We start from the raw sequence: 24,669 nt of genomic DNA, 5'->3' as shown, positions 1-24,669 counted from the left end.
GGCTGGCGCACGCCCCGGCCGAGCCGGAGACCTCGCCGGCCACGGCGCAGGCCGCCGAACCGACCCGGGTCGACCACCCGCTCACCCCGGTCGGCGAGACCCGGGCGGCCGATCCGTCGGCCGAAAAGTCGGCCGAGACGTCGGCCGAGACGTCGGCCGGCGACAAGGATCCGGCGGCCAGCGACGGCCCCGCCACCGGCGACGATCCGGCGGGCGCTGACGAGCGGGCGGGGCGGCGAGAGGATTCCTGACCCCGGCGGTCGCCCCGGGCCGGAGGGCTCGCCGCTGCGGCCGGGGCGGACAGGCGCATATGCTGGCCGGTGGAGATCTCGCCTCCGCCGGCCGGCCCGTCCCGCCATGGCGCCCCCGCCGCGATTCCCGTCTCTACCCCGTCAGGAGCCCGCCCGTCATGACGCAGTCCCCCGCCGTGCGTACCACCGGCCGGTCCGGTCCGGTCCGCATCGGCGAGCGAGCCGCCCGTACGCTCGTCTCCGAGCTGGCCCGGATGAACGACCCGAAGGCCGCCCTGCTGGTCGGCGTGAGCCCGGAGTCCGCGGTGCTGGCCGCGGCGATCGAGGCGCTGCTCCCCGGCGACCGGCTCACCGTGGTGCCCGCCGAGTCGTCCACCGCCGCCGCGCTCCGTGAGCACGTCACCGCCCAGGGCCGGTGGGTCGCCGACCGGGTACACGTGATCGACGCGCTCTCCGACGCCGAGCCCGCGGCGGTGGTCGTCGCCGGTGAGGCGTTCGTCGGCACCGCCGAGGAGGCCCGTCACGACATCCAGGGGTTGTCGAAGTACCTCGCCGACGGCGCGGTGCTGACCGTCGCCACCACCGCGACGCCGGGCCGGACCACCGGCGCGGCCGGCGAGCTGGGCCGCCAGGACGCCCTGTACGGCGTCGGCAGCGACCTGGTGCTGCGCAACTCGCCGCCGATACGGGTCCACCGACTGCGGTTCACGCCGGCCAGTCCGGCGGCGGCCGACCGGCTGGCCCCGGCGTACCGGCCGTCCAGCGTGCCGCTGACCAGGGGCATGCACATCGACTCCAACGGGGTGGCGGCGGCGGGCATCACGCTGGGTCTGGCGGCGCTGGCCCGGGTGGCGCGTCCGTCGTCCAAGCTGTGGCTGCTGCCGGCGCTGGCGGCCGGCCCGGTCGCCGCGTTCTTCCGGGATCCGCAGCGGGACGTGCCGGAGGACCCGAACGCCGTGGTCGCCAGCGCGGACGGCAAGGTCCTGTCGGTGCAGCGGCTGCACGACGAGCGGTTCGGTGACGGCGAGTGGCTGCGCGTCGCGGTCTTCCTGTCCGTGCTGGACGTGCACGTCAACCGGGCCCCGGTCGCCGGCAAGGTGGTGGACTACTTCGTCGCCGACGGTGGTTTCGTCAACGCGATGAAGCCGGACGCCGAGCACAACGTCGCCGCGTACACGGTGCTGGACACCAGCCGTGGCACGGTGGTGGTCGCGCAGCGGACCGGTCTGATCGCCCGCCGCATCGTGCAGCGCGCGCCGATCGGCGCGCTGCTGGCCAAGGGCGAGCGGTTCGGGCTCATCCGGTTCGGCTCGCGGACCGACGTCTACCTGCCGGCCGACGCCGCGGAACCGCTGGTGGGGCCGGGCGACAAGGTCGTCGGCGGCGCCACGGTGATCGCCCGCTGGCGCTGAGACGAAGAACGGGGCGCCGCTGTCCGCGGCGCCCCGTTCTCGTACGTCGGGTCAGGCGGTACGACGCTGGCGCAGCCAGAGCACCGGCCCGCTGATCAGGTAACCGACCACGATCAGGGCGAACGTGAGCCGGATGTCGACGAGCGCGCCGAGCACCGGGGCGAGCCAGAGCCACGGCGGCAGCTTCACCAGGCGCGCGAGCTTGGCGTACGGGAAGCTGGACACCATCGCGAAGGCGAGCAGCGCCACGCCGGCCACGAGCACGAAGCCGGGCACCGGCAGACCGATCGCCACGGTCACGGCGAGCACGGCGGCGGCCATGGTGGTGGGGACACCGCAGAAGAAGCGGCCGTCCTTCGGTGAGACGTTGAAGCGGGCCAGCCGGATCGCCGCGCACGCCGCGACCAGCGCACAGGCGACCGCAGCCGCGGCCGTCGACACGGAGCCGGCGAGCGACGCGTAGACCACCACCGGCGCGGCGAGGCCGAACGAGCACATGTCGGCGAGCGAGTCCATCTGAGCGCCGAACGGGCTGGCGACGCCGAGCCGACGCGCCAACGCACCGTCCAGGCCGTCGAAGATGACGCAGGCGATCAGGCAGAGGGCGGCGATGCGCACCTCGCCCTGCATGGCCAGGAAGATCGCCAGCATGCCGAGCATCAGGCTGGCCAGGGTGCAGGCGTTGACCAGGGCGAACTTCATCCGGCGGGCCATCGTGCGCTCGCCGGGGAGCAGGGGGATCGACCCGGCGGTGGCCTCGTCGGTGTGCGCCATCGGCAGCGCCGGGCTGACCGGCATGACCGCTTCGATGCCGGCGCGGCTGACGCCGGCAGGCCGGCTGAGCCGGTCCAGGCCGTAGCGACGGCGCTGGCGGTCGGCGTACCGGTGCTCGGGCAGTGTCAGGTCGGTGGTCCGCAGGTCACCGTCACGGCGGCCCACCCGGACCAGCAACACCTGGCGGGCGAACGTGCTGCTGCGGCGCAACTGGCCCGCCCAGCGACGCCCTGCGGGGCGCGGACTGTCAGTCGTACGACGCCGGCGCCAAAGGGCTCTCGGCACGTTTCCTCCATCACCGGATCGGCTTGCCGCCCTCGGGGGGCGGGTGTCCGGCTGTCTCGTGCCGGACCTTACGTGGCCCGGCAGCCGTTTTGGCGGAGTACACCATCGCACAGGGGAACGGGGCTTGGCGATAGCTGCCGGCGGTACTCATCTGGTACAAACCACGCGAACCGCTTGTTATTCCCCATCCCGGGCTTCATCGCCCGTTTCCTCCACCATTCCCGCCTCTGACTCTACCGGAGGGTAGCCAACTCGGCTCGCTGAGCCGAGTGCTATGCGGCCAGCTGTCCGATTGCCGAGGCAGCGATGCCGGTCAGCGGCAGCTCAGCGGTCTGCGCGACGGTGAACCAGCCCGCCCGCGCGGTCGAGCCACCGGCGGACTCGGTCACCACGGCGTCGGTGGGGGCGTCCACCAGCACCCGGTAGACCACCCGGACGCCGTGCCAGTCCAACGGACGACCCTCCGGGCCGAGCGCGGCCGGGTTGTGCAGGTTGTCCACGCCGAGCAGCTCCACCACGCGGCCCACCTGACCGCCCTCCTCCACCAGTTCCCGGAGCAGCCCGGTGGTCGGCTGCTCACCGTGATCGGTGCCGCCGCCGGGTAGGTGCCACTTGCCGGCACCGGGGTAGCCGTCGGCGATCTGGGTCAGCAGGATCCGCCCCGCCGGGTCGGTGACCAGCCCGTACGCCCCGAAGCGCAGCCGGCGATCCGGATGCGACGGCGCGGGCGGCTCGGCGGACGGGTACGCGTCGACCGGAAGCGTAACGGCGGGCAGGCCGAGCAGTTCGGCGCTGAACGGCGTCAACGGCAGCTCGGCCACGGCCCCGGGGTCGACCCAACGGGTCTCCACGCCACCGCCGGTGACCTCCGGCACACCGTCAGGTACGGCGAGGTCGAACAGCAAGCGGTCGGTGTGCACCGACGTACCGCCACCCGCGTCGGCGTTCACGTCCGCGACGACGGCCCGCAACCGACCCACCGACGCGCTCGAACCGGTCTGCTCGGTGAACGCGCGCACCACGGCCCGCTCCGGGTGCTCCGCGTGCGCGACAAGCCCTCCCGGCAGCGACCAGGCCCGCGCCCCGCTATCCCGGACAACCAGAAACCGCCCCAGATCCCCCAACAGACCATAGGAACCAACCCGCCGCACCGACTCCACCCCGCCCACGCCCCTACCCCCGTCCCCAGCAGCACCCGGTGATCATGAAGTTATCGCCGTCCATCTCGGCGTGTCCTGACAATAACTTCATGATCACCGCGAGGCCGGAGGGCGGGGGCCAGGGTGGGGGTGGGGGGTCAGGTTAGTTGGGCTGCTTGGACTGCCTCGGCTGTCACCTCGGTCAGACGGTCGGTGGGCAGGGCGCCCAACTCCTCGCGGGCGAACCAACGGGCCTCGCAGGTGGAGCCGCCGACGTCGCCGATGATCAGCGGGTTGGGCTGGTCGACCACCACGCGGTAGAAGGCGCGTACGCCGTGCCAGTCGATCGGATAACCCTCCGGACCGAGCGAGGCGGCGTCGCGGTGGCTCGCCACACCGAGCAGCTCGACGAGGCGGCCGGCCTGGCCGGTCTCCTCGACCAGCTCCCGGATGAGCGCCGCGCCGGGCTGCTCGCCGTAGTCGGTGCCGCCGCCGGGCAGGTGCCAGCAGCCGGCGCCCGGGTAGCCGTCGGAGATGCGGGTGAGCAGCACCCGCCCGGCCGGGTCGGTGCACACCGCGTACGCGGCGAAGCGCTGCGCCCGGTGCAGCCCGTCCGGGCCGGGGACCGCGTAGAAGGAGGGGAACTCGGGGGCCTCCTCGGGCACCACGTCGGCCGAGGAGGCGGGGAGGCCGAGAGTGCGGGCGGTGAAGGAGCGCAGCGGCAACTGACGCGCCTCGTCAAGCGTGTACCACCGGGCCAGGTCGGTGGGACGCTCGCCGGCCCGGTCGGCCAGCGTGCCGCCGCGCACCGCCACCCGGTAGATCAGGCGATCGGTGTGGATGGTGATGCCGCGTTCGGGCAACGCCCGCATGTCGGCGAGCACGTCGGCCAGGCCGGAGACGGCGACCGAGAGGCCCGTCTCGGCGGCGGTCTCGCGGACCACCGTGTGATGGGGGTCCTCGCCGTGGTCGACCGCCCCTCCGGGCAGCGACCAGGTGCCGGGGGTGCCGGAGCGCTCCGATGCGCGGACCAGCAACACTCGGCCGTCTGAATCAGCACAAACTGCGTATGCCGCGATCCTGCGGAGCGGCTCCAGCATGGTGGTCACGGGTCCAAATTCTCCCCGGGCCGCGTTACCGGAACGGAAAAGAGTCGGATTCCTGACTTCTCGCTTCCCGCTCAGGGATCGATCAGGGTAGGGATCCGGGCGGTCACCGAGGGCAGGCCGGGCGTCGACGAGGACCGTGGAGGCATGACACCTACCGCCGCTCCCCAGGCCCCGTACAAGCAGCTCCGGCGACCCACCACCGACCGCATGGTGGCGGGGGTCGCCAGTGGCCTCGGCCGCTACTTCGACGTCGACCCCACCCTGATCCGCGTGGCCTTCGCGGTCACCGGCCTGCTCACCGGCGGGGTCGCGCTGCTCGCGTACCCGATCATGTGGTTCCTGATGCCCGAGGAGCCCACCGGCGCGCCCGCCTGGCCGCACCCGGCGGGCGTCGCGCCGACCGCCGGGTCCGCGCCGGGCGGTCCACCGCCGGGGTACGCCCCGACGCCGCCCTACCCGCCGACGACCCCGCCGGCCGCGTGAGGCCCACTCACTCCCACTCGATGGTGCCCGGCGGCTTGCTGGTCACGTCCAGCACCACGCGGTTGACCTCGGCGACCTCGTTGGTGATCCGGGTGGAGATCCGGGCGACGACCTCGTAGGGCAGCCGGGACCAGTCGGCGGTCATCGCGTCCTCGCTGGAGACCGGGCGCAGCACCACGGGATGCCCGTAGCTGCGCCCGTCACCCTGCACCCCGACGCTGCGCACGTCGGCGAGCAGCACCACGGGGAACTGCCAGACGCCCCGGTCCAGGCCGGCGGCGGTCAGCTCCGCACGGGCGATCAGGTCGGCCTGACGCAGCAGGTCGAGGCGCTCCCGGTCGACGGCGCCGATGATCCGGATGGCCAGACCAGGGCCGGGGAACGGGTGCCGCCAGACCATCGCCTCGGGCAGGCCGAGCTGGAGGCCGAGCGCCCGGACCTCGTCCTTGAAGAGCGTGCGCAGCGGCTCGACGAGCGCGAACTTCAGGTCCTCCGGCAGGCCGCCGACGTTGTGGTGACTCTTGATGTTGGCGGTGCCGGTGCCGCCGCCGGACTCGACCACGTCCGGGTAGAGGGTGCCCTGGACGAGGAACTCCACGTCACCGTGCGAGGCGATCTCCCGGGCGGCGGCCTCGAAGACCCGGATGAACTCCCGGCCGATGATCTTGCGCTTCTGCTCGGGGTCGGTCACCCCCGCCAGCGCGCCGAGGAACCTCTCCGCCGCGTCGACCACCTTCAGCTTGATGCCGGTGGCGGCGACGTAGTCCTTCTCGACCTGCTCGGCCTCACCGGCGCGCAGCAGGCCGTGGTCGACGAAGACGCAGGTGAGCTGGTCACCGACCGCCCGGTGCACCAGCGCGGCGGCGACCGCCGAGTCCACCCCGCCGGAGAGGCCGCAGATGACCTCCTTGTCGCCGACCTGCGCCCGAATGCGGGCGACCTGCTCGTCGATGATGTTCTCGGGCGTCCAGGTCGGCTCGATGCCGGCGATGTCGTACAGGAAGCGGGTCAGCATCTCCTGGCCGTGCGCCGTGTGCCCGACCTCCGGGTGGAACTGCACGCCGGCCCGGCGGCCGACGATGTCCTCGAAGGCCGCCACGGGCGCGCCCGCCGACTCGGCCGTCACCGTGAAGCCCTCGGGGGCCTCCGTGACGCAGTCGCCGTGGCTCATCCAGACCGGCAGATCAGCCGGCAGGTCACGCAGCAGCACACCCGGCTCGGTGAGGCGGGGACGCAGCGGGGTACCGCCGTACTCCCGGCTGCCCGTGTGCGCGACGGTGCCGCCGAGCGCCTGGGCCATCGCCTGGAAGCCGTAGCAGATGCCGAAGACCGGCACGTCGGCCGTGAACAGGCCGGCGTCGATCTGCGGGGCGTCCGGCGCGTACACGCTGGCCGGACCGCCGGAGAGGATGATCGCGGCCGGGTTCTTCGCCAGCATCTCGGCGACCGGCATGGAGTGCGGCACGATCTCGGAGTAGACCTTCGCCTCGCGGACCCGGCGCGCGATGAGCTGGGCGTACTGGGCTCCGAAGTCCACCACGAGGACGGGGCGAGGCAGGCTCATGTGCACAAAGCCTACCGACAGTCACCCCCGGCCCGACCCGCGCCCCACGCACTCGGCGCGGCGGCCGCACCGTCGGCGGTATGCCCCGTGATGTCCGGCGGGGTGGCGACGGCGTCCCGCGTCCCGATACGGTGCGCGACGATCCCCGTGCGGACCGGACGGAGGCGTGCCGATGACCGAGCTGACCATCCGAGCGTTCCGCCCCGAGGACGGCGAGGCGCTGTCGGCCCTGGTCGTCCGCTGCCTGCGGGAGGTGAACAGCCGTGACTACCCGGCCGAGCTGATCGACCGGATGTGCGACCACTTCACCGCCGACCGGTTCCGCGACCTCAGTGCCGAGCGGCGGATCTACGTCGCCGAGCAGGACGGACGCCCGGTCGGCACGGTGTCCCGCGACGGCAACAAGGTCTACACCATGTTCGTCGACCCGGACGCGCACGGCCGCGGCGTCGGCCGCCGGTTGATGCGGCACGTCGAGGAGCTGGCCCGGGCCGAGGGGCACGCGTTCATGGAAACGGGCGCCAGCCACACCGGGCACGGGTTCTACCACCGGCTCGGCTACACCGACGTCCGCGTCAGCGACACCGTGTTCGGCGTCAACCACATCCTCCGCCGGCCCCTGTCAGGGGCGTAGGGCGGCCGGGGCGTCCGCGGGCACGGCCGGCGTGCGCGGGGGTACGGCCGGCAGCCGTCGGTACGGATCTCCGAGTGGGGGCCGGGGGTCCTCGTCGCCCCGGTTGGGCCAGAAGGACATCGCCCGCTCCGCCTGCGCGGTGATCGTCAGCGACGGGTTGACCCCGAGGTTGGCGGAGACGGCCGCGCCGTCGACCACGTGCAGGCCCGGATGGCCGTACACCCGGTGCCAGGGGTCGACCACCCCGTCGGCCGGGGTGGCGCCGATCACCGCCCCGCCCAGAATGTGCGCGGTGACCGGGATGTCGAACGGCTCGGTGAGCGAGCCGCCGGGCGTACCGCCGATCTCCTCGGCGAGCAGTCGGGTGGCGGTGTTGCCGGCCGGGATCCACGTCGGGCTCGGGGTGCCGTGCCCCGGCCCCGCGACCAGGCGGCGGCCCCACCGACCGCGCCGCCAGCGGGTGGTCAACGAGTTGTCCACCGACTGCATCACCAGGGCGATCACCGTCCGCTCCGACCAGCCGCGCACGGTCAGCATCCGCGCGGCCAGGCGCGGCTGCCGGACGATGCTGCCCAGCCAGCGCCGGACCCGGTGCGGCCCGCCGTCGACCAGCAGCGACTGGAGCAGGCCCATGGCGTTCGAGCCGCGGCCGTAGCGGACCGGTTCGATATGGGTCTGCGGATCGGGGTGGAACGAACTGGTGATCGCCACCCCCTCGGTGAAGTCGGTCCGCTCCCGTCGGGCCCGTCGCCGGGGGATCGACGCGCCGAGGATCGCCTCGGAGTTGGTCCGGGTCAACGCGCCCAGCCGGTCCGACAGGCGCGGCAACGCCCCGGTGGCCTTCATCTCGTGCAGCAGCCGCTGCGTGCCGAGCGCCCCGGCCGCGAAGACCACCTGGTCGGCGTGGATGACCTGCCGCCGTCGGCGCAACCACGCCCCGGTGCGCTCGGTGTGCACCTCGTACCCGCCACCGGCGGCCGGCCGGACGGCCGTCACCGTGGTCAGCGGGTGCACGGTGGCGCCCAGCCGCTCGGCGAGCCAGAGGTAGTTCTTGGCCAACGTGTTCTTGGCGCCGTGCCGGCAGCCGGTCATGCACGAGCCGCAGTGCAGACAGCCGGTGCGCTGCGGGCCGACGCCACCGAAGTAGGGGTCGGCGACGCGTTCACCCGGACGACCGATGTGCACGCCGACCGGGGTGGCGTGGAAGGTGTGCCCCACCCCCATCCGGTCGGCCACCGCCCGCATGGCGCGGTCCGCGCCCGTGTGGACGGGGTACGTGGTGACGCCGAGCATCCGCTTCGCCTGGTCGTAGTGGCGGGCCAACTCGTCTCGCCAGTCCGTGACGTCGCGCCACTGTGGATCGCGGTAGAAGGCGTCGAGCGGCTCGTAGAGGGTGTTCGCGTAGACCAGTGACCCGCCGCCCACCCCCGCTCCGGAGAGCACCAGCACGCCGCCGCCGGACCGGCCGGCGGCCGAGCGGAGCAGGGTGAGCCGCTGGATGCCGTAGCAGCCCAGCTTCGGCGCCCAGAGGAACCGGCGCAGACGCCACGACGTCTGCGGGAACTCGTCGTCGGCGAAGCGGCGGCCCGCCTCGACGACACCGACCGAATAGCCCTTCTCCGCCAGCCGCAGGGCGGTGACGCCGCCGCCGAAGCCGGACCCGATGACGACCACGTCGTACCGCATGGACGCATCATTACTCGCGAGTAGCGCTCGCGCCAGCGCCCGTTTTCGCGCGATCATGCACCGGCCGACCGACCCGTCGCCTCCCGGCCGCAACCCGGAGCACCCGTCGGAGCGTTGTTCCGGATACGGGTGGAAGGAAGCACACGATGATCCTGGGGTCGATGGAGCCGCGCCGACGCTGGCTGCTGCTCGGGCTGGCGGCGCTCGCCGTCGTGGCGTTGGTCGTCGGCGGAACGACGGTGATCATGCGGCTGAGCGGCGACGACAAGGCCGCCAGCACCCCGCTGGCCGGCTCGCCGAGTCCGTCGCCGGCCGCCCCACCCACCCCGAGCCCGACCGGCCCGCCGCCGGGCGCGAACATCAGCGGCCCGTTGACGCTGCTGCTGGTCGGCGTGGACACCCGGGTCAGCGTGCCGGGCTGGGAGCCGCACTCCGACGCCGTCCTGGTGCTGCACGTGCCGAAGGGCCTGGGCCGGGCGTACCTCTTCTCGCTCCCCCGCGACCTGCTGGTGGACATCCCGCCGTTCCCCAAGGCCGGCTACAAGGGCGGCAAGACCAAGCTCACCCACTCGATGAGCTTCGGCAGCCGGGTGCCGGGCAAGCCCAAGCAGCCGAGCACGGCCCAGGGGTACGAGCTGCTGCGCAGCACGGTGAGCGGCTACACCGGGCTGCGGATCGACGCGGGCGCCGTGCTCACCTTCGGCGGGTTCGACAAGCTGGTGAACGCCCTCGGCGGGGTGGACATCTACGTCGACCAGCGGGTCGCGTCCCTGCACCGCAAGCCGGACGGCAAGTACCGGGACAGCGCCCCCGGCGGCTACACCGGCCCGCAGAAGGTCTACGAGAAGGGCGAACAGCACCTCAATGGCTGGCAGGCACTGGACTACGCCCGGCAGCGCTACATCACCGGCGGCGACTACGCCCGCCAGCGTCACCAGCAGCAACTCGTCAAGGCCCTGACCCGCAAGATCCTCGACGAGGGCCTGGCCCGGCAGCCCGAGCGGGTCGACCAGGTGGTCGCCGCCCTGGGCGACACCCTGGTGTACGTGGGCGGCGACCGGATCGTCGACCTGGCGTACGCCCTCAGCGGGGTGCCGGAGAACCAGTTCACCCTGGTCGGGCTGCCCGGCTCCGGCGTCGGCAAGGGCAGCGCCTACCGGGGCGAACAGCTCACCAGTGAGGGGCGGACGTTCATCACCGAACTCCGGGCCGGTCGCGCCGACGCGTACCTGAAGGCCCACCCCAAACTGGTGGTCAAGAACTGAGCCCGGCCCCCGCCCCGCCCGGTGGGGCGGGCGGGGGCGTGGGCGGGGTCAGAGCTTCTTGGGTTGGGCGGGCTTCTTTGCGCCGTACAGCCACGCGTCGAAGAGCGCGTCGAGCTGCTTGCCGGAGATCCGCTCGGCGAGGGCCACGAACTCGGCGGTGGTGGCGACACCGTTGCGCTTCTCCGCCGCCCACGTCTTGACGATCTCGAAGAACGCCTTGTCACCGACGGCCACCCGCAGCGCGTGCAGGGTCATTCCGCCGCGCTGGTAGACCGACTCGCTGAACAGGTCCTTCACGCCCGGCTTGCCCGGCGGGGTCTTCCACACCGTGGCGGGCACCCGCTGGTACCGGATGTCGAAGGCCTGCTTGGCGGTGTACTCCTTGGTGTGCTCCGCCCACAGCCACTCCGCGTACGTCGCGAAGCCCTCGTTGAGCCAGATGTCCTCCCACTTGGCCAGCGCCACGCTGTCGCCGAACCACTGGTGGGCCAGCTCGTGGGCGACCACCTCGGTGTTCTCGCCCCGCCGGAAGAAGCCCGCCGAGTAGACCGGGCGGCTCTGCGTCTCCAGCGCGTACGCGATCCGGCTGTCCGAGACCACCACGCCGCCGTACGCGTCGAACGGGTACGGCCCGAAGACCGTCTCCAGGTAGTCGGCCACCTTGACGGTCTTCGCGATCGACGCGTCGGAGGCGCCCTTGGCCACCTTCGTGGTGACCGCGCTGTACACCGGCTTGCCCTTGTGCTGGCCCGTGGTGATCCGGAACTTGCCGATCACCACGTTGCTCAGGTAGCTGGCCATCGGCGACTTCTCCGACCACTTCCAGGTGGTCCAGCCATCCGTGGTGGTGCTACCGCCCGGCACGCCGTTGCTGACCGCGGTGATGCCCTGCGGGACGGTGATCTCGAAGTCGTACGCCGCCTTGTCCGACGGATGGTCGTTGACCGGGAACCAGGTGCTCGCCGACTCGGGCTGACCCAGGGCGATGGCGCCGTCGGCGGTGTGCAGGAAACCGCCCTCGCCGAGCAGTTCGTTCTTCAGCGGCTTCGGCACACCCTCGTACGCGATCTCCACCACGAATCCGTTGCCCGTGATGAGGCCGGCCGCCGGCGTGATGACCAGCTCGTTCTTGTTCCGGGTGTGGGTGGCCGGCGCGGCGTCCACGGTGACCGTCTTGACCGTCAGGCCCGCCAGGTCGAGGTTGAAGGTCGACAGGTCCGCCGTCGCCGTGGCCTGCACGGTGGTCGTACCCGTCAACCGGTCCTTCGCCGGGTCGTAGCGCACCTTGACGGTGTACTTCCCGACGTCGTACCCGCCGTTGCCGTAGCTGGGGAAGTAGGCGTCGCCGACTCCGGCCGCACCCGGAGTGAAGGTCCGCGATGGCGTCGGGGACGCGCTCGGCGACGGCGGTGCCGCATCCGGTGTGGACGAGTCGCATCCGGACAACACGAGCGCCCCGGTCACCAACAGACCGACGCCCGCCCGCAGCCTGTGCCGCCTACCCCGCATCACGAACCTCCCCGTACACCCGGTGCGGGAGGGCCGCGCCACCCCCGCGCGACCGGCGCTCCTGCCCGATCGCAGGCGGCAGCCTATCGATAGATGATCACGAGGCCGTCACGGCAGGGTCGGTGCCGCGCCGCCCACCAGCCAGGCGTCGAAGAGCGGCCGGAGCTGCCGGTCGGCCACCCGCTCGGCCAGCGCCACGAAGTCCGAGGTGGTGGCGGTGCCGGACGCCCGCTCCGACGTCCAGGTGCGCAGGATGCGGAAGAAGGTGTCGTCACCGACCGTCCGGCGCAGCGCGTGCACGGCGAGCGCGCCGCGCTTGTAGACGGCGGTGCCGAACATCCGCTCCCGGCCCGGCTCGACCGACGGCTCCGACCAGTCGGTCGACGCGTACTGCAGCTCGAAGTTGCGCTGCGCGGTCCGGCCGCCGTCGTGCTCCTCCCACAGCCACTCGGCGTAACTGGCGAAGCCCTCGTTGAGCCAGATGTCGCTCCACCTGCGCAGGGACACGCTGTCGCCGAACCACTGGTGGGCCAGCTCGTGCGCCACCACCCCGGGGTTCGGGTGGTCGCCGGTGAAGAAGGCCGGCCCGTAGACCGGCCGGGACTGCGTCTCCAACGCGTACCCGATCCGCTCGTCGGCGACCACGATCCCGCCGTACGAGTCGAAGGGGTACGGACCGAAGCGGCTGGCCAGGAAGTCGACTATCTCCCCGGTGCGGGCCACCGAGCCGGCCGCGCCACCGTTCGCCGGCAGGCTCGCCGCGACCGCGGTGACCAGCGGCCTTCCGGCGTGGGTGCCGGAGACCACCCGGTAGTTCCCGATCACGAGGGTGCTCAGGTAGCTGGCCATCGGGGTGCGCTCCGACCAGCGCCAGGTCGTCCACCCGTCGGCGCTGCTCCGGGGGCCGGGCACCCCGTTGCTCAACGCGGACAGTCCGTCCGGGACGGTCACCGCGATGTCGTAGCTGGCCTTGTCCGACGGGTGGTCGTTGACCGGGAACCAGGTGGCCGCCGATTCGGGCTGCCCGAGCGCGATGGCCCCGTCGGCGGTGTGCAGGAAACCGCCGCTGCCCAGCACGCCGTCGTCGACGGGGGTGGGCACGCCCGCGTAGTCGACAGTCACCGTGAACGACCGACCGCGCGCGAGCCCGGCGCGTGGGGTCACCACCAGCTCGCCGTCGTCGCGTCGGTGCTGGGCGCGCTTGCCGGCGACGGTGACCCCGTCGACGTTCAGGCCGACCAGGTCCAGGTTGAACCGGGACAGCTTCTGGGTGGCGGTCGCCGTGATGGTGGCCCGACCGGTGAGCCGGTCCGTCCTCGGGTCGTAGCGGACGTCCAGCCCGTAGTGCGTGACGTCGTAGCCCCCGTTACCCCGGCCCGGCACGTACGGGTCACCGGCGTCCACCGCACCGGGCCGGAAGCCGTCGTCGTCGCCCGTGCAGCCGGCCGTGGTCAGCACGACGGCGCAGCTCAGAGCCGTGAGAGTGGCGACCAGCCGACGGCGCGGCGGCGTCAGTCCGCTCCGGACCATGCACCACTCCTTCCGCGCCACCCGGGGTCAGGACCGAGCGTAGCCACCGACCCGCCGACGGATGCCCGAATCGACGGCGAGGGCGTCGACGGTGACGGCGAAGGGCCGGCCCCGCCCGGTGGCGGAGCCGGCCCTTCGGCGACGCGAGCGATCAGCGGTCGAGGACCAGCCCGACCTTCTGGAACTCCTTGAGGTCGCGGTAGCCGCACTTGGCCATGGCCCGACGCAGCCCACCGAACAGGTTGAGCTGGCCGTCCGCCTCGTCCGCCGGCCCGAAGAGCAGCTGCTCCATTGAGCCGATCGGGTCACCGGACACCTCGAAGGCGCCCCGGGGCAGCGACGGGTGGCTGGCCGCCGAGTGCCACCAGGCGCCACCGGCGGGGGCCTCGTCGCAGAGCGACAGCGGCTCACCGAGCATCACCGCGTCCGCGCCGCAGCCGAGCGCCTTGGCGATGTCACCGGAGGTCTGGATGTCACCATCGGCGATCAGGTGCACGTACCGGCCACCGGTCTCGTCCAGGTAGTCACGACGGGCCGCCGCGGCGTCCGCGATGGCGGTGGCCATCGGCACCCGGATGCCCAGCACCGACTCGGTCGTCGACCACTCGTCGCCGCCGATACCCACGATCACGCCGGCCGCGCCGGTCCGCATCAGGTGCAGCGCCGTCTTGTAGTCCGTGCAGCCGCCGACGATCACCGGCAGGTCGAGGTCGGCGATGAACTCCTTGAGGTTCAGCGGCTCGTCGGTCGTCGACACGTGCTCGGCCGAGACGATGGTGCCCTGGATGACCAGGATGTCCACCCCGGCGTCCAGGATCACCGGCGCCAGCGCGAGGGTGTGCTGCGGGGAGACCCGCACCGCCACCGTGCCGCCGCCGGCACGCAGCTCGCGCACCCGCTCGGCGATCAGGTCGGGACGGATCGGCTCCGCGTAGACCTCCTGGAGTCGCTTGGTGGCACGGGCGTCCTCGTCCAGGCCGGCCAGCTCGTCCAGCACCTTCGTCGGGTTTTCGTAGCGGGTCCACAGACCCTCGACGTTGAGCACGCCGAGACCGCCGAGCTGGCCCAACCGGACCGCCGACGACGGACTCATCGTGGCGTCCGAGGGGTGCCCGACACAGGGGATGCCGAACGGGTACGCGTCGAGCTGCCACGCGGTCGAGACGTCGTCGACGTCCCGGGTCCGGCGGCTCGGCACGATGGCGATGTCGTCCAGGTGGTAGCCGCGCTGCGCGGTCTTGCCCAGCCCGATCTCGACCACGTCACGCATGGGGGACTCCAGGTGGTTGGGGGTGGTGGGGTCAGCGGGAGTGGTAGTTGGGCGCCTCGACGGTCATCTGGATGTCGTGCGGGTGGCTCTCCTTGAGCCCGGCCGCGGTGATCCGGATCAGCTGGCCGCGCCGGTGCAGCTCGGGGATGCTCTCCGCGCCGACGTACCCCATGGCGGCCCGCAGCCCGCCGATGAGCTGGTGGGCGACCGCGGACAGCGGGCCCCGGTAGGGCACCTGGCCCTCGACGCCCTCGGGGACCAGCTTGTCCTCGGCGAGAACGTCCTGCTGGAAGTACCGGTCCTTGGAGTACGACTTGGCCTGCCCCCGGGACTGCATCGCGCCGAGCGAGCCCATCCCGCGGTACGCCTTGTACTGCTTGCCGTTGATGAAGATCAGCTCGCCGGGGCTCTCCTCGCAGCCGGCCAGCAGGCTGCCGAGCATCACCGTGTCCGCGCCGGCGACCAGGGCCTTGGCGATGTCGCCCGAGTACTGGATGCCACCGTCACCGATCACCGGCACGCCGGCCGGGCGGGCGGCACGGGCCGCCTCCATGATCGCGGTGATCTGCGGGACGCCGACGCCGGCGACGATCCGGGTGGTGCAGATCGCGCCCGGGCCCACACCCACCTTGATGCCGTCGGCGCCGGCCTCGACCAGCGCCCTCGCGCCGGCGTACGTGGCCACGTTGCCGCCCACGATGTCGATCGTCACGTCCTTCTTGAGCCGGCGGACCATGTCCAGCACGGCCCGCTGGTGCCCGTGCGCCGTGTCCACGATCAGCACGTCGACACCGGCGTCGACCAGCGTGCGCGCCCGCTTGTACGCGTCCTCGCCCACACCCACGGCGGCGGCCACCCGCAGCCGGCCGGCGTCGTCCTTGGTGGCGTTCGGGTACTGCTCGCTCTTGGTGAAGTCCTTCACCGTGATCAGGCCGCGCAGCCGGCCGGAGTCGTCCACGATCGGCAGCTTCTCGACCTTGTGCTGGCGCAGCAGCGCCAGCGCGTCGTCCTTGCTCACCCCGACCCGGGCGGTGACCAGCGGAGTCCGGGTCATGATCTCGCGGACCGGGGTGTCCGGCTCGGTGACGAAGCGCATGTCGCGGTTGGTCACGATGCCGACCAACTGGCCGTTGCCGTCCACCACCGGAACGCCGGAGATGCGGTACCGCCCGCACAGCTCGTCGACCTCGCGCAGCGTGTCGTCCGGGCTGGCGGTCACCGGGTTGGTGATCATGCCGGACTCGGAGCGCTTCACCAGGTCGACCTGGAGCGCCTGGTCCTCCAGGGACAGGTTGCGGTGCAGCACGCCGATGCCACCCTGGCGGGCCATGGCGATCGCCATCCGCGCCTCGGTGACCGTGTCCATGGCGCTGGAGAGCAGCGGGACGGTCAGTTCGACGTTGCGGGTGAGCTTCGTCCGGGTGTTGACCCGGCTGGGCACCACGTCCGACTCGCCCGGCTGGAGCAGCACGTCGTCGAAGGTGAGCCCGAGCGGAACGACCCGGGCCGAGCCGGCGGGCAGCTCGGGCAGGTGGCCGCCCAGGTCGGCGTGCTCGACGCCGGCCGGAAGATCGGTGCTGGGCGAATTTTCCACGATTGCTCCCCTGAGCTGCTCGGATGGGCTTCAGCGAGGTGGCGCGGGCGGGCACCGGAACACGCCACGGTGCCGGCACGTCGTCCCATCGTACCCAGTGACCTGCGCGACCTGGATCGGCGGCGGTTGCCTCGGCGCGGTGCCCGGGGGCGGACGTTCCCGCCGCGTTGGGTCTACGGTGAGGGGGTGCACGACGAGCCCATCGACCCGTTCAACGGCGACCCGGCCGACCCGACCGCGGGGCTGGACGATCCGGGCGACGACGCGACGCCGGATCCACTGACCGACGTCGAGCGACAGGACGTGCTGGAGGACCTCGCCGATCTGGAGATCTACCAGGCCCTGCTGGCGCCCATCGGGGTGCGCGGGCTGGTCATCGAATGCGAGGACTGCCGGGAGCCGCACTACTTCGACTGGGACCTGCTGCGGGGCAACCTGCGGCACCTGCTCAACTCGGGGCGGCCCCGCGTGCACGAGCCGGCGTACGACCCGGATCCGGACCACTACGTGACCTGGGACTACGCCCGTGGGTACGCCGACGGGGTGCACGACACCCTGACCGAGGGCACCGAGGACGAGCCGGACCCGGGCGCCGCCCCCACCGACTGAGGTTCCGCCAGCCCCGGGCGCTCCCGGAGACCGCTCAAGATCGTGCTGGAACAAGGAAGTAGTGGCCCCGCCGCGCCGGGAGGCCACTACTTTCCGGTTCGAGCACGATCTTGAGCGGGTCGCGGCGGGCTGCGGCGGGTCGCGGCGGGCTGCGGCGGGCTGCGGCGTCAGGAGACCAGGCCGGCCCGGAAGCCGGCGGCGACCGCGTGGGCGCGGTCCCGGGCGCCGAGCTTGCGGAACAGCCGGCGCGCGTGTGTCTTGACGGTGTCCTCCGAGACGAACAGTTCCCGGCCGATCTCCGCGTTGCTCTTGCCCTCGGCCATGCCCAGCAGCACCTGGAGTTCCCGTTCGGTGAGCCCTATCGACGACCGGCCGCCACGAACGCCCGCGCCGGGCCGGATGGCGTCGGACTGCCCGGTGGCGGTCCCGTCGGTCGCCGCCTCGACCTCGTCGTCGCCCCGCTGCACGGGTACCGAGGCGACGCCCGCCGGCCCGTCGCCGGTCGCGGCGGTCCAGCCGGGCTCTGCGGCGCCGCGTACCGACGGAGTGGAACGGGCCGAGCCGCCGACCGCCGCCGCATCCCGCGCCGGGTCGGTGACCCGCTGCCGGGAGGCCCGGCCGGGCGCGGTCAGCAGGAGCAGGGCCTTCGCCACCGCGCTGGTGAGGTCGTGGTCGGCGTTCTGGATCAGCCCACGGGCGCCGGCGCTGATGGTGGCGGCCGCCGCCTCGGATTCCTCGGTGCCGAGCAGCACGACCGCGGCCTGCGGCGCGCGGGCCAGCACCCGACGGACGAAGCCCGCGCTGTCCGGCCGGGTGAGGGCCGTGTCGGCCAGAACCACGTCGGCCGGTCGTTCGGCCAGTCGCAGCATCACCTCGGGATCGGAGACGGCGGTACGAACGATCGCGGACAGACCCAGCCGCGCGGCAGCAGAAGTGAGGTGCTGAGCCGCGAGCGGTGTCCGAACGCACACAAGAACGGTACGCACTGTGATGGTCTCCTCTCCGCACACGAGCAGACCATGACGAGGTCGGCTGGGGAGGAGGTTCCCGGCAATCATCTGAACTTTTCCGACAGATGGGGCAAAAGCCGCAAGTTGTCGGGGGTTTTCGATCACAGAAGTGTGAGCCGGCAACGACCCGGGTACCGGGGGGTCCAGGCCGGGAACGGTGCGCCTGCGCGGCCCGCCGCCCGGAAGCCGGCCACAAGCATTCTCGCGGTGCCGCGCGGGAGGAGGGGTGCTGATGTCGAACGTACGTAGACTGCCCGGACCCATCGTCGACCTCTGGGACTGGCAGCGGCTCGGTGCCTGCCGGGGCCGGGACAGCGCGCAGTTCTTCCACCCGGACGGGGAGCGCGGATCCTCGCGGCTGCGGCGGGAGTCCTCGGCCAAGTCGGTCTGCCGCGCCTGCCCGGTCCGCGCCGAGTGCGCCGCACACGCGCTGTCGGTCCGCGAGCCGTACGGCGTGTGGGGCGGCTTCAGCGAGTCGGAGCGGCTGCGCCTGCTCGCCGTCGGCTGGGAGGACCTGGCGGACCGCCGGCAGGTCCGGGTCGACGTGGCCCGCCTGGAGGCGCGCCTGGGTCGCCCGCACAAGTCGACGGTCCCCGCCCAGCGCAACGTCGCCTGACCCCACACACCACCCCGACACCGCGAACCGCGCCCCCGCCCAGCGGGAGCGCGGTTCCCGCGTACCCACCCCACCCAACCCCGACCCTGGTGATCATGAAGTTATTGCCCCCGACACGCCGTCAGGGTGGCAACAACCTCATGATCACCGGGCCGAGGGGTGGGGGTGGGTGGGGTTAGTGGACGTTTACCGGGACGGTGTGCCAGCCGGTGGCGCCGTCGGGGGCGACGCTCTGGGTGCGCTCGGTCTGGGTCTCGCCGGTCGCGTCCGTGGCCCGGACCTGAAGGCGGTGCTCGCCCGGCGTGGCGTCCCAGCGCCAGGACCACTGGACCCAGGTGTCCACCGACACCGTCGGGGCCAGCGCCGCCTCCTGCCAGGGGCCGTCGTCGACGCGTACCTCGACCCGGCTGATGCCCCGGTGCTGCGCCCAGGCCACACCGGCCACCGTCACCGGGCCGGCGGTCAGCTTGTTGCGCCGTCGTGGCGCGTCGATCCGCGACTGGGTCTTGATCGGCCCCTGGGCCGACCAACCGCGTGGCACCCAGTACGCGTCGAAGTCGGCGAAGCGCGTCAACTCCAGCTCGGTCACCCACTTGCAGGCCGACACGTAGCCGTAGAGACCGGGCACCACCATCCGCACCGGGAAGCCGTGCTGGACCGGCAGCGGTTCGCCGTTCATGCCGATCGCCAGCAGCGCGTCCCGCCCGTCGCGCAGGGCGGCGGTGGGGGTGCCGCAGGTCCAGCCGTCGACCGACCGGCCGACGACCTGGTCGGCGTCCTCGTCCGGCTGGGCCTCGTCCAGCAGTTCCCGCAGCGGTACGCCGAGCCAGCGCGCGTTGCCGATCAGGTCCCCGCCGACCTCGTTGGAGACGCAGGCCAGCGTGACGTACCGCTCGACCAGCGGCCGGGCCAGCAGGTCCGCGTAGCTGTAGGTGCGCTCGGTACCCACCCGGCCGTGAATGCGCAGCCGCCAGGTGTCCGGGTTCACCTGCGGCACCACCAGGGCGGTGTCGATCCGGTAGAACCCGGAGTTCGGGGTGACGTACGGCGCGAGCTGAGCCAGGGACAGGTCCGCTCCCGCGGGCACGGCCGGCGCGGGGACGGCCGGGGCGGGGAGCCGGATCGCGTCCCGGGCGGCCGAGACGCCCCGCCGCCCGGCCAGCCAACGGCCGCCGAGACCGGCCACGGCCGCCGTACCGAGCAGCACTCCGGTGCCGGTGAGGAACCGTCGGCGCGACTCCGGGTCGACACCCTCGACCGGCGCGGCCGGCGTCACCGGCGTGGGTGGGTCCCACGGCCAGGGTTCCAGCTCGAACGGGCCGGCGATGAACAGCCAGAGCACCAGGGCGCCGAGCCCGCCGCCGACCAGCGACGGCAGCGCGTCGAAGACGTCCGCGCCGGGGCGGGTCAGCGCGGCGGCCACACCGACGGCGCCGAACGCCGCGATACCGGCCAGGCCCAGGGCCAGCCGCCGGATCGCCAGCATTCCGAACAGGGCCGCGAACCCACCCAGCAGCAGGGCCGTTCCGGTCAGCAGGGCGATCTTGTCGGCGGTGCCGAAGACGTCGATGGCGAACTGCTTGAGCGGCTCGGGAACGGCGTCGACGACCACCCCGCCGACCGCGACCAGTGGCGCCGACCGGGGGCCGGTCAGCACCGCCACCGGCTCCGCGGTGCCGATCGCGACGGCGGCGGCGGTGACTCCGGCCAGCGCGGCGTACCGCCGCGACGTCGTGCTCATCGGCCCAGTGTGCGCGATCATCTCGGCCGATCGCCAACGACGTCATCGCTTGGTAATGCTCGCCCGGACGAAACCGGGGCACACCGCCGTACGGCGGTGTGCCCCGGAACGGGTGTCGCTACCGGGTCAGAAGCCCGGGCCGTGCTGGTGGCCGTGGCCGTGGCCGTGCCCGCCACCGGCGGCGGCCGGCTCGGGCTGCTCCGGCTTCTCCACCACGAGGCTCTCCGTGGTGAGTAGCAGGCCGGCGATCGACGCGGCGTTGGTGACGGCGTTGCGGGTCACCTTCACCGGGTCGATGATGCCGGACTTGACCAGGTCGCCGTACTCGCCGGTGGCCGCGTCGAGGCCGTTGCCCCACTGCATGCCGGCGACCTTCTGGGTCACGACGTAGCCGTCGTGGCCGGCGTTCTGCGCGATCCAGCGCAGCGGCTCGACCAGCGCCTTGCGCACGATCGAGACGCCGACCTTCTCCTCGCCGGTGAAGCCCAGGTCGTCGTCGAGCACGGGGAGGATCTGCACCAGGGCGGCGCCGCCGCCGGGCACGGTGCCCTCCTCGACCGCGGCCTTGGTCGCCGCGATCGCGTCCTCGATGCGGTGCTTGCGCTCCTTCATCTCGACCTCGGTCGCCGCACCCACCTTGATCACGGCGATGCCGCCGGAGAGCTTGGCCAGCCGCTCGGCCAGCTTCTCCCGGTCCCAGTCGGAGTCGGAGGCCTCGATCTCCTTGCGGATCTGGGCCACCCGGTCGTCGACCTCGGTCTTCTGGCCGCCGCCGTCGACGATCGTGGTGTTCTCCTTGTCGACCACGACGCGCCGGGCGGTGCCGAGCACCTCCAGGCCGACCTGGTCGAGCTTGTAGCCCAGCTCCGGGGCGACCAGCTCGGCGCCCGTGGAGATCGCGATGTCCTGGAGCATGGCCTTGCGCCGGTCGCCGAAGCCCGGGGCCTTGACCGCGCAGACCTTGAGGGTCTTGCGCAGCGAGTTGACCACCAGGGTGGAGAGCGCCTGGCCGTCCACGTCCTCGGCGATGATCAGCAGGGGCTTGCTGTTCTGCAGGACCTTCTCCAGCAGCGGCAGCAACTCCTCGATCGCCGAGATCTTCTGGGTGGTGACCAGGATGTACGCGTCCTCGAGGACGGACTCCTGACCCTCCAGGTCGGTGACGAAGTTCGGCGAGATGAAGCCCTTGTCGAACTGGAGACCCTCGGTCACGTCCAGCTCGGTGGTGAGCATCGAGCCCTCCTCGACGGTGATGACACCGTCGCGGCCGACCCGCTCCATCGCCTCGGCGATCAGCTCGCCGATGGTGGCGTCCTGCGCGGAGATCGTCGCCACGTTCGCGATCGACTCCTTGCCGGCGACCTCGACGGCCTTGCCGAGCAGCGCCTCGGAGACCTTGGCGGCCGCCGCGTCGATGCCCCGCTTGAGGCCGGCCGGGTTGGTCCCGGCGGTCACGTTGCGCAGGCCCTCACGGACCATCGCCTGCGCCAGCACGGTCGCGGTGGTGGTCCCGTCGCCGGCGACGTCGTTGGTCTTGGTCGCCACCTCCTTGACCAGCTGCGCGCCGAGGTTCTCGTAGGGGTTGGTGAGCTCGATCTCCTTCGCGATGGTCACGCCATCGTTGGTGATCGTCGGCGCACCGAACTTCTTGTCCAGGACGACGTTGCGCCCGCGCGGGCCGAGGGTGACCTTGACCGCGTCAGCGAGGGCGTTGACACCGTGCTCCAGCAGGTGTCGGGCGTCGTCCGAGAAGCTGAGGATCTTCGCCATGAATGTCCCTTCGAAGCGCCGCTGCCCCGGCCCGGCGAGCCGGACCGGGGCAGCGACACTGATCGGTTGCTTACTTCTCGATGACCGCGAGGACGTCGCGGGCGGAGAGCACCAGGTACTCCTCGCCGGCGTACTTGACCTCGGTGCCGCCGTACTTCGAGTAGAGGACGGTGTCGCCGACCTGCACGTCAACCGGAACCCGGTTGCCGTTGTCGTCGACGCGCCCCGGACCGACAGCGAGGACGGTGCCCTCCTGCGGCTTCTCCTTGGCGGTGTCGGGGATCACGATGCCCGACGCCGTGGTGGTCTCAGCCTCGTTCGCCTGGACCACGATGCGGTCCTCGAGCGGCTTGATCGCAACCTTGGTCGCGGTAGTCACGGGCATACCCTCCTGGGGTACTGGTTTCGTTGCCGGCCAGCGGGGCTGACCAGCGTCAATCTGCCTCATGCCACCGGGCGGGGCCGTCGTCGCGGGTGCCGGTCCGCCTGGCGTGCGCACCCGGGTCGCGAGACCCGGAAGCTGGCACCCTCAGGGTGAGAGTGCTAATCGCAGGTTATTCCGTGGCTAGCACTCCGTCAAGGAGAGTGCCAGCGCGTCGCGCCCCGCCAGCGGTATTTTCCCCTCGGTCGGGAGAATGGGCAGGTGGATCTCGATCAGTTGGCGGCACTGCGTACCCCCGAGGGGTCGGCCGCCCTCACGGCGGCGGCCGAGCTGGCCGGCGGCGATCCACTGGCCGCGGCGTCGGCGCTCCGCGCGGCCGGGGTGCCGCCGACGCTGGCGGCGGCGGCCCTCACCCAGGCCGAGCTGCGCCACCGGGCGGTGGGCAAGTTCGGCCCGGCCGCCGCCGGGATGTTCCTCACCCGCCCCGGCCTGGAACAGGCCACCCGCCGGGTGGTCGCCGACCGGCGGGCCGCCCGGCTGCACGCGGCCGGCGTGCGCACCCTGGCCGATCTCGGGTGCGGCCTCGGCGCGGACGCGCTGGCCGCCGCCCGTGCCGGCATCCGGGTGTACGGGGTCGAGGCCGACCCGGTGACCGCGGCGATGGCCGCCGCCAACGCCGCCGCCGCCGGGCTGGCCGACCTGTTCACGGTCGAGTGCGGCGACGCGACCGCGTTCGACGTGTCGCGGGTGGACGGCGTCTTCTGCGACCCGGCCCGACGGGCCACCGGCACCGGCCGACGGATCTTCGACCCGCGCGCCTACTCGCCGCCCTGGGACTTCGTCACCGGCCTCGCCGAGCGGGTGCCCCGCACGGTGGTGAAGGTGGCGCCGGGCCTGGATCACGCGCTCATCCCGGCTGGCGCGGAGGCGGAGTGGGTCGGCGTGGACGGCGACCTGGTCGAGGCGGCGCTCTGGTGCGGCGAACTGGCCGAGGTGCCCCGCCGCGCCAGCGTGTACCGGAGGGAGATCCACCAGCTCACCGGCTCGGGCGACACGGAGGCGCCGGTCGGACCCCCGCGCCGCTACCTGTACGACCCGGACCCGGCGGTGGTCCGGGCGCACCTCGTCGCCGAGCTGGCCGCGGAGCTGGACGCCACCCTTGCCGACCCGAGCATCGCGTACCTCTACGCCGACCAGCCGACCCGCACCCCGTACGCGCGCTGTCTGGAGATCACCGACGTGCTGCCGTTCTCGCTCAAGCGCCTGCGGGCATTGCTGCGCGAGCGTCGGGTGGGTCGGGTGGAGATCCTCAAGCGGGGTTCGGCGCTGACGCCGGAGCAGTTGCGGCGGGACCTGCGCCTGGCCGGCGACCAGGCGGCGAGCCTGGTGCTGACCCGGGTCGCCGGAGCGCCGACCGTGCTGATCGGCCGGCCGGTGGATTAGGTTCGGGGCGTGGCGGGACAGGGCACTCCGGCAACGGCACTACTGGCCAAGCGCGGGATCGCGCACCGCACCCACCCGTACCGGGTGGCACCCGACGCTCCGAACTACGGCGCCCTGGTGGCGGCGGCCCTCGGCGTGGCGCCGGAGCGGGTGTTCAAGTCGCTGGTGACCGAGGTGGACGGCGTCCTCACCGTGGCGGTCGTACCGGTGACCGGTGAGCTGGACCTCAAGGCGCTCGCGGCGGCGGTCGGCGGCAAGCGGGCGGCGCTCGCCGAGCGGACGGTCGCCGAGCGGGCCACCGGCTACGTGCGAGGCGGAATCAGCCCACTCGGGCAGCGGCGGCGACTGCCCACCGTGCTCGACGACTCCGCGCTGGACCTGCCGACGATCTATGTCTCCGCTGGTCGGCGCGGGCTGCAACTCGAACTGGCGGCGGTGGACCTGGTGGCGCTCACCGGGGCCCACAGCGCGCCGTTGCAGGCGCGCTGACCTGTCGTTACATCGCCCTTTTCGGGGGATGTTCGGCGAGTAACAGTCGCGTTGCTGAATTGTTATCGCTTCCAACAAACTTGGGACCTGCGTGGTCTTGTGGT

21 protein-coding genes are annotated in these 24,669 nt (G+C 72.5%); 8 read left to right on the top strand and 13 right to left on the bottom strand.

The window, feature by feature from the left end:
* The first annotated feature begins 409 nt into the window (after positions 1-409).
* Positions 410-1,663, top strand: coding sequence for a phosphatidylserine decarboxylase (locus AB0B55_RS26265; RefSeq protein ID WP_357174456.1), 1,254 nt, complete (start codon positions 410-412; stop codon positions 1,661-1,663).
* Positions 1,664-1,714: 51 nt separating this feature from the next.
* On the opposite strand, the gene AB0B55_RS26260 is transcribed toward AB0B55_RS26265, so the two are convergent.
* The 3 genes from AB0B55_RS26260 to AB0B55_RS26250 form a co-directional block, all read right to left on the bottom strand.
* Positions 1,715-2,647, bottom strand: coding sequence for a CDP-alcohol phosphatidyltransferase family protein (locus AB0B55_RS26260; RefSeq protein ID WP_357126586.1), 933 nt, complete (start codon positions 2,645-2,647; stop codon positions 1,715-1,717).
* A gap of 347 nt (positions 2,648-2,994) precedes the next feature.
* Positions 2,995-3,882, bottom strand: a complete 888-nt coding sequence (locus tag AB0B55_RS26255) for an NUDIX domain-containing protein (protein WP_357126589.1) — start codon at positions 3,880-3,882, stop codon at positions 2,995-2,997.
* Between the two features lie 137 nt (positions 3,883-4,019).
* Positions 4,020-4,970, bottom strand: a complete 951-nt coding sequence (locus AB0B55_RS26250) for an NUDIX hydrolase (RefSeq protein ID WP_357126283.1) — start codon at positions 4,968-4,970, stop codon at positions 4,020-4,022.
* A 144-nt stretch (positions 4,971-5,114) separates the two neighbouring features.
* On the opposite strand from AB0B55_RS26250, the gene AB0B55_RS26245 reads away from it, so the two are divergent.
* Positions 5,115-5,453, top strand: a complete 339-nt coding sequence (locus AB0B55_RS26245) for a PspC domain-containing protein (protein WP_357126286.1) — start codon at positions 5,115-5,117, stop codon at positions 5,451-5,453.
* A 7-nt stretch (positions 5,454-5,460) separates the two neighbouring features.
* On the opposite strand, the gene guaA is transcribed toward AB0B55_RS26245, so the two are convergent.
* Entirely contained in the window at positions 5,461-7,017 is a 1,557-nt protein-coding gene (guaA, locus tag AB0B55_RS26240; protein ID WP_357126288.1) for a glutamine-hydrolyzing GMP synthase, read from the bottom strand.
* Between the two features lie 172 nt (positions 7,018-7,189).
* On the opposite strand from guaA, the gene AB0B55_RS26235 reads away from it, so the two are divergent.
* Positions 7,190-7,651 carry a GNAT family N-acetyltransferase gene (locus tag AB0B55_RS26235; protein WP_357126291.1) on the top strand — a complete coding sequence of 154 codons (462 nt, stop codon included), beginning with the start codon at positions 7,190-7,192 and terminating at the stop codon, positions 7,649-7,651.
* On the opposite strand, the gene AB0B55_RS26230 is transcribed toward AB0B55_RS26235, so the two are convergent.
* Positions 7,640-9,337: a GMC family oxidoreductase gene (locus AB0B55_RS26230; RefSeq protein ID WP_357174452.1), complete on the bottom strand. Its 1,698-nt coding sequence runs from the start codon at positions 9,335-9,337 to the stop codon at positions 7,640-7,642. The genes AB0B55_RS26235 and AB0B55_RS26230 overlap by 12 nt on opposite strands.
* Positions 9,338-9,483: 146 nt before the next feature.
* On the opposite strand from AB0B55_RS26230, the gene AB0B55_RS26225 reads away from it, so the two are divergent.
* Entirely contained in the window at positions 9,484-10,602 is a 1,119-nt protein-coding gene (locus AB0B55_RS26225) for an LCP family protein (RefSeq protein ID WP_357174449.1), read from the top strand.
* 48 nt (positions 10,603-10,650) lie between these two features.
* On the opposite strand, the gene AB0B55_RS26220 is transcribed toward AB0B55_RS26225, so the two are convergent.
* The 4 genes from AB0B55_RS26220 to guaB form a co-directional block, all read right to left on the bottom strand.
* Positions 10,651-12,111 (bottom strand): M1 family metallopeptidase, encoded by a 1,461-nt coding sequence (locus AB0B55_RS26220; protein WP_357174446.1) that lies wholly within the window; start codon positions 12,109-12,111, stop codon positions 10,651-10,653.
* Between the two features lie 108 nt (positions 12,112-12,219).
* Positions 12,220-13,641: a M1 family metallopeptidase gene (locus AB0B55_RS26215; protein WP_357174442.1), complete on the bottom strand. Its 1,422-nt coding sequence runs from the start codon at positions 13,639-13,641 to the stop codon at positions 12,220-12,222.
* Between the two features lie 151 nt (positions 13,642-13,792).
* On the bottom strand, positions 13,793-14,911 hold the full coding sequence (locus AB0B55_RS26210) for a GuaB3 family IMP dehydrogenase-related protein (protein ID WP_357126307.1): 1,119 nt from the start codon (positions 14,909-14,911) through the stop codon (positions 13,793-13,795).
* A gap of 31 nt (positions 14,912-14,942) precedes the next feature.
* Positions 14,943-16,505 (bottom strand): IMP dehydrogenase, encoded by a 1,563-nt coding sequence (gene guaB, locus AB0B55_RS26205; protein ID WP_357126310.1) that lies wholly within the window; start codon positions 16,503-16,505, stop codon positions 14,943-14,945.
* A 186-nt stretch (positions 16,506-16,691) separates the two neighbouring features.
* Here guaB and AB0B55_RS26200 point away from each other — a divergent pair, with 186 nt between their 5' ends.
* Positions 16,692-17,114, top strand: coding sequence for a DUF5319 domain-containing protein (locus tag AB0B55_RS26200; RefSeq protein WP_357126313.1), 423 nt, complete (start codon positions 16,692-16,694; stop codon positions 17,112-17,114).
* Between the two features lie 167 nt (positions 17,115-17,281).
* On the opposite strand, the gene AB0B55_RS26195 is transcribed toward AB0B55_RS26200, so the two are convergent.
* The gene (locus tag AB0B55_RS26195) at positions 17,282-18,100 is read right to left on the bottom strand and encodes a response regulator transcription factor (RefSeq protein WP_357174439.1); all 819 of its coding nucleotides are present in this window, start codon (positions 18,098-18,100) and stop codon (positions 17,282-17,284) included.
* 256 nt (positions 18,101-18,356) lie between these two features.
* Here AB0B55_RS26195 and AB0B55_RS26190 point away from each other — a divergent pair, with 256 nt between their 5' ends.
* The gene (locus tag AB0B55_RS26190; protein WP_357174435.1) at positions 18,357-18,740 is read left to right on the top strand and encodes a WhiB family transcriptional regulator; all 384 of its coding nucleotides are present in this window, start codon (positions 18,357-18,359) and stop codon (positions 18,738-18,740) included.
* A gap of 175 nt (positions 18,741-18,915) precedes the next feature.
* On the opposite strand, the gene AB0B55_RS26185 is transcribed toward AB0B55_RS26190, so the two are convergent.
* From AB0B55_RS26185 to groES, 3 genes are all read right to left on the bottom strand, one after another.
* On the bottom strand, positions 18,916-20,481 hold the full coding sequence (locus tag AB0B55_RS26185) for a molybdopterin-dependent oxidoreductase (protein ID WP_357174432.1): 1,566 nt from the start codon (positions 20,479-20,481) through the stop codon (positions 18,916-18,918).
* A gap of 126 nt (positions 20,482-20,607) precedes the next feature.
* Entirely contained in the window at positions 20,608-22,251 is a 1,644-nt protein-coding gene (gene groL, locus AB0B55_RS26180) for a chaperonin GroEL (RefSeq protein WP_357126326.1), read from the bottom strand.
* Positions 22,252-22,321: 70 nt separating this feature from the next.
* Positions 22,322-22,636 carry a co-chaperone GroES gene (gene groES / locus AB0B55_RS26175; RefSeq protein WP_030330046.1) on the bottom strand — a complete coding sequence of 105 codons (315 nt, stop codon included), beginning with the start codon at positions 22,634-22,636 and terminating at the stop codon, positions 22,322-22,324.
* Between the two features lie 258 nt (positions 22,637-22,894).
* On the opposite strand from groES, the gene AB0B55_RS26170 reads away from it, so the two are divergent.
* Together AB0B55_RS26170 and ybaK are read left to right on the top strand one after the other, a co-directional pair.
* Positions 22,895-24,076 carry a methyltransferase domain-containing protein gene (locus AB0B55_RS26170; protein ID WP_357174429.1) on the top strand — a complete coding sequence of 394 codons (1,182 nt, stop codon included), beginning with the start codon at positions 22,895-22,897 and terminating at the stop codon, positions 24,074-24,076.
* Between the two features lie 9 nt (positions 24,077-24,085).
* The gene (ybaK, locus tag AB0B55_RS26165) at positions 24,086-24,565 is read left to right on the top strand and encodes a Cys-tRNA(Pro) deacylase (protein WP_357174426.1); all 480 of its coding nucleotides are present in this window, start codon (positions 24,086-24,088) and stop codon (positions 24,563-24,565) included.
* Positions 24,566-24,669 lie beyond the last annotated feature (104 nt).

This window comes from Micromonospora sp. NPDC049107 (genome assembly GCF_040648595.1).
Lineage (GTDB): Bacteria > Actinomycetota > Actinomycetes > Mycobacteriales > Micromonosporaceae > Micromonospora.
This window is presented reverse-complemented; position numbering and strand designations above follow the sequence as displayed.

What these genes read in the sequence shown, in the direction of transcription:
- AB0B55_RS26265 (WP_357174456.1), top strand. Translation starts at nt 410, where the DNA reads ATGACGCAGTCCCCCGCCGTGCGTACCACCGGCCGGTCCGGTCCGGTC.
- AB0B55_RS26245 (WP_357126286.1), top strand. Translation starts at nt 5,115, where the DNA reads ATGACACCTACCGCCGCTCCCCAGGCCCCGTACAAGCAGCTCCGGCGA.
- guaA (WP_357126288.1), bottom strand. Translation starts at nt 7,017, where the DNA reads ATGAGCCTGCCTCGCCCCGTCCTCGTGGTGGACTTCGGAGCCCAGTAC.
- AB0B55_RS26235 (WP_357126291.1), top strand. Translation starts at nt 7,190, where the DNA reads ATGACCGAGCTGACCATCCGAGCGTTCCGCCCCGAGGACGGCGAGGCG.
- AB0B55_RS26230 (WP_357174452.1), bottom strand. Translation starts at nt 9,337, where the DNA reads ATGCGGTACGACGTGGTCGTCATCGGGTCCGGCTTCGGCGGCGGCGTC.
- AB0B55_RS26225 (WP_357174449.1), top strand. Translation starts at nt 9,484, where the DNA reads ATGATCCTGGGGTCGATGGAGCCGCGCCGACGCTGGCTGCTGCTCGGG.
- AB0B55_RS26220 (WP_357174446.1), bottom strand. Translation starts at nt 12,111, where the DNA reads ATGCGGGGTAGGCGGCACAGGCTGCGGGCGGGCGTCGGTCTGTTGGTG.
- AB0B55_RS26215 (WP_357174442.1), bottom strand. Translation starts at nt 13,641, where the DNA reads ATGGTCCGGAGCGGACTGACGCCGCCGCGCCGTCGGCTGGTCGCCACT.
- AB0B55_RS26210 (WP_357126307.1), bottom strand. Translation starts at nt 14,911, where the DNA reads ATGCGTGACGTGGTCGAGATCGGGCTGGGCAAGACCGCGCAGCGCGGC.
- AB0B55_RS26190 (WP_357174435.1), top strand. Translation starts at nt 18,357, where the DNA reads ATGTCGAACGTACGTAGACTGCCCGGACCCATCGTCGACCTCTGGGAC.
- AB0B55_RS26185 (WP_357174432.1), bottom strand. Translation starts at nt 20,481, where the DNA reads ATGAGCACGACGTCGCGGCGGTACGCCGCGCTGGCCGGAGTCACCGCC.
- groL (WP_357126326.1), bottom strand. Translation starts at nt 22,251, where the DNA reads ATGGCGAAGATCCTCAGCTTCTCGGACGACGCCCGACACCTGCTGGAG.
- groES (WP_030330046.1), bottom strand. Translation starts at nt 22,636, where the DNA reads ATGCCCGTGACTACCGCGACCAAGGTTGCGATCAAGCCGCTCGAGGAC.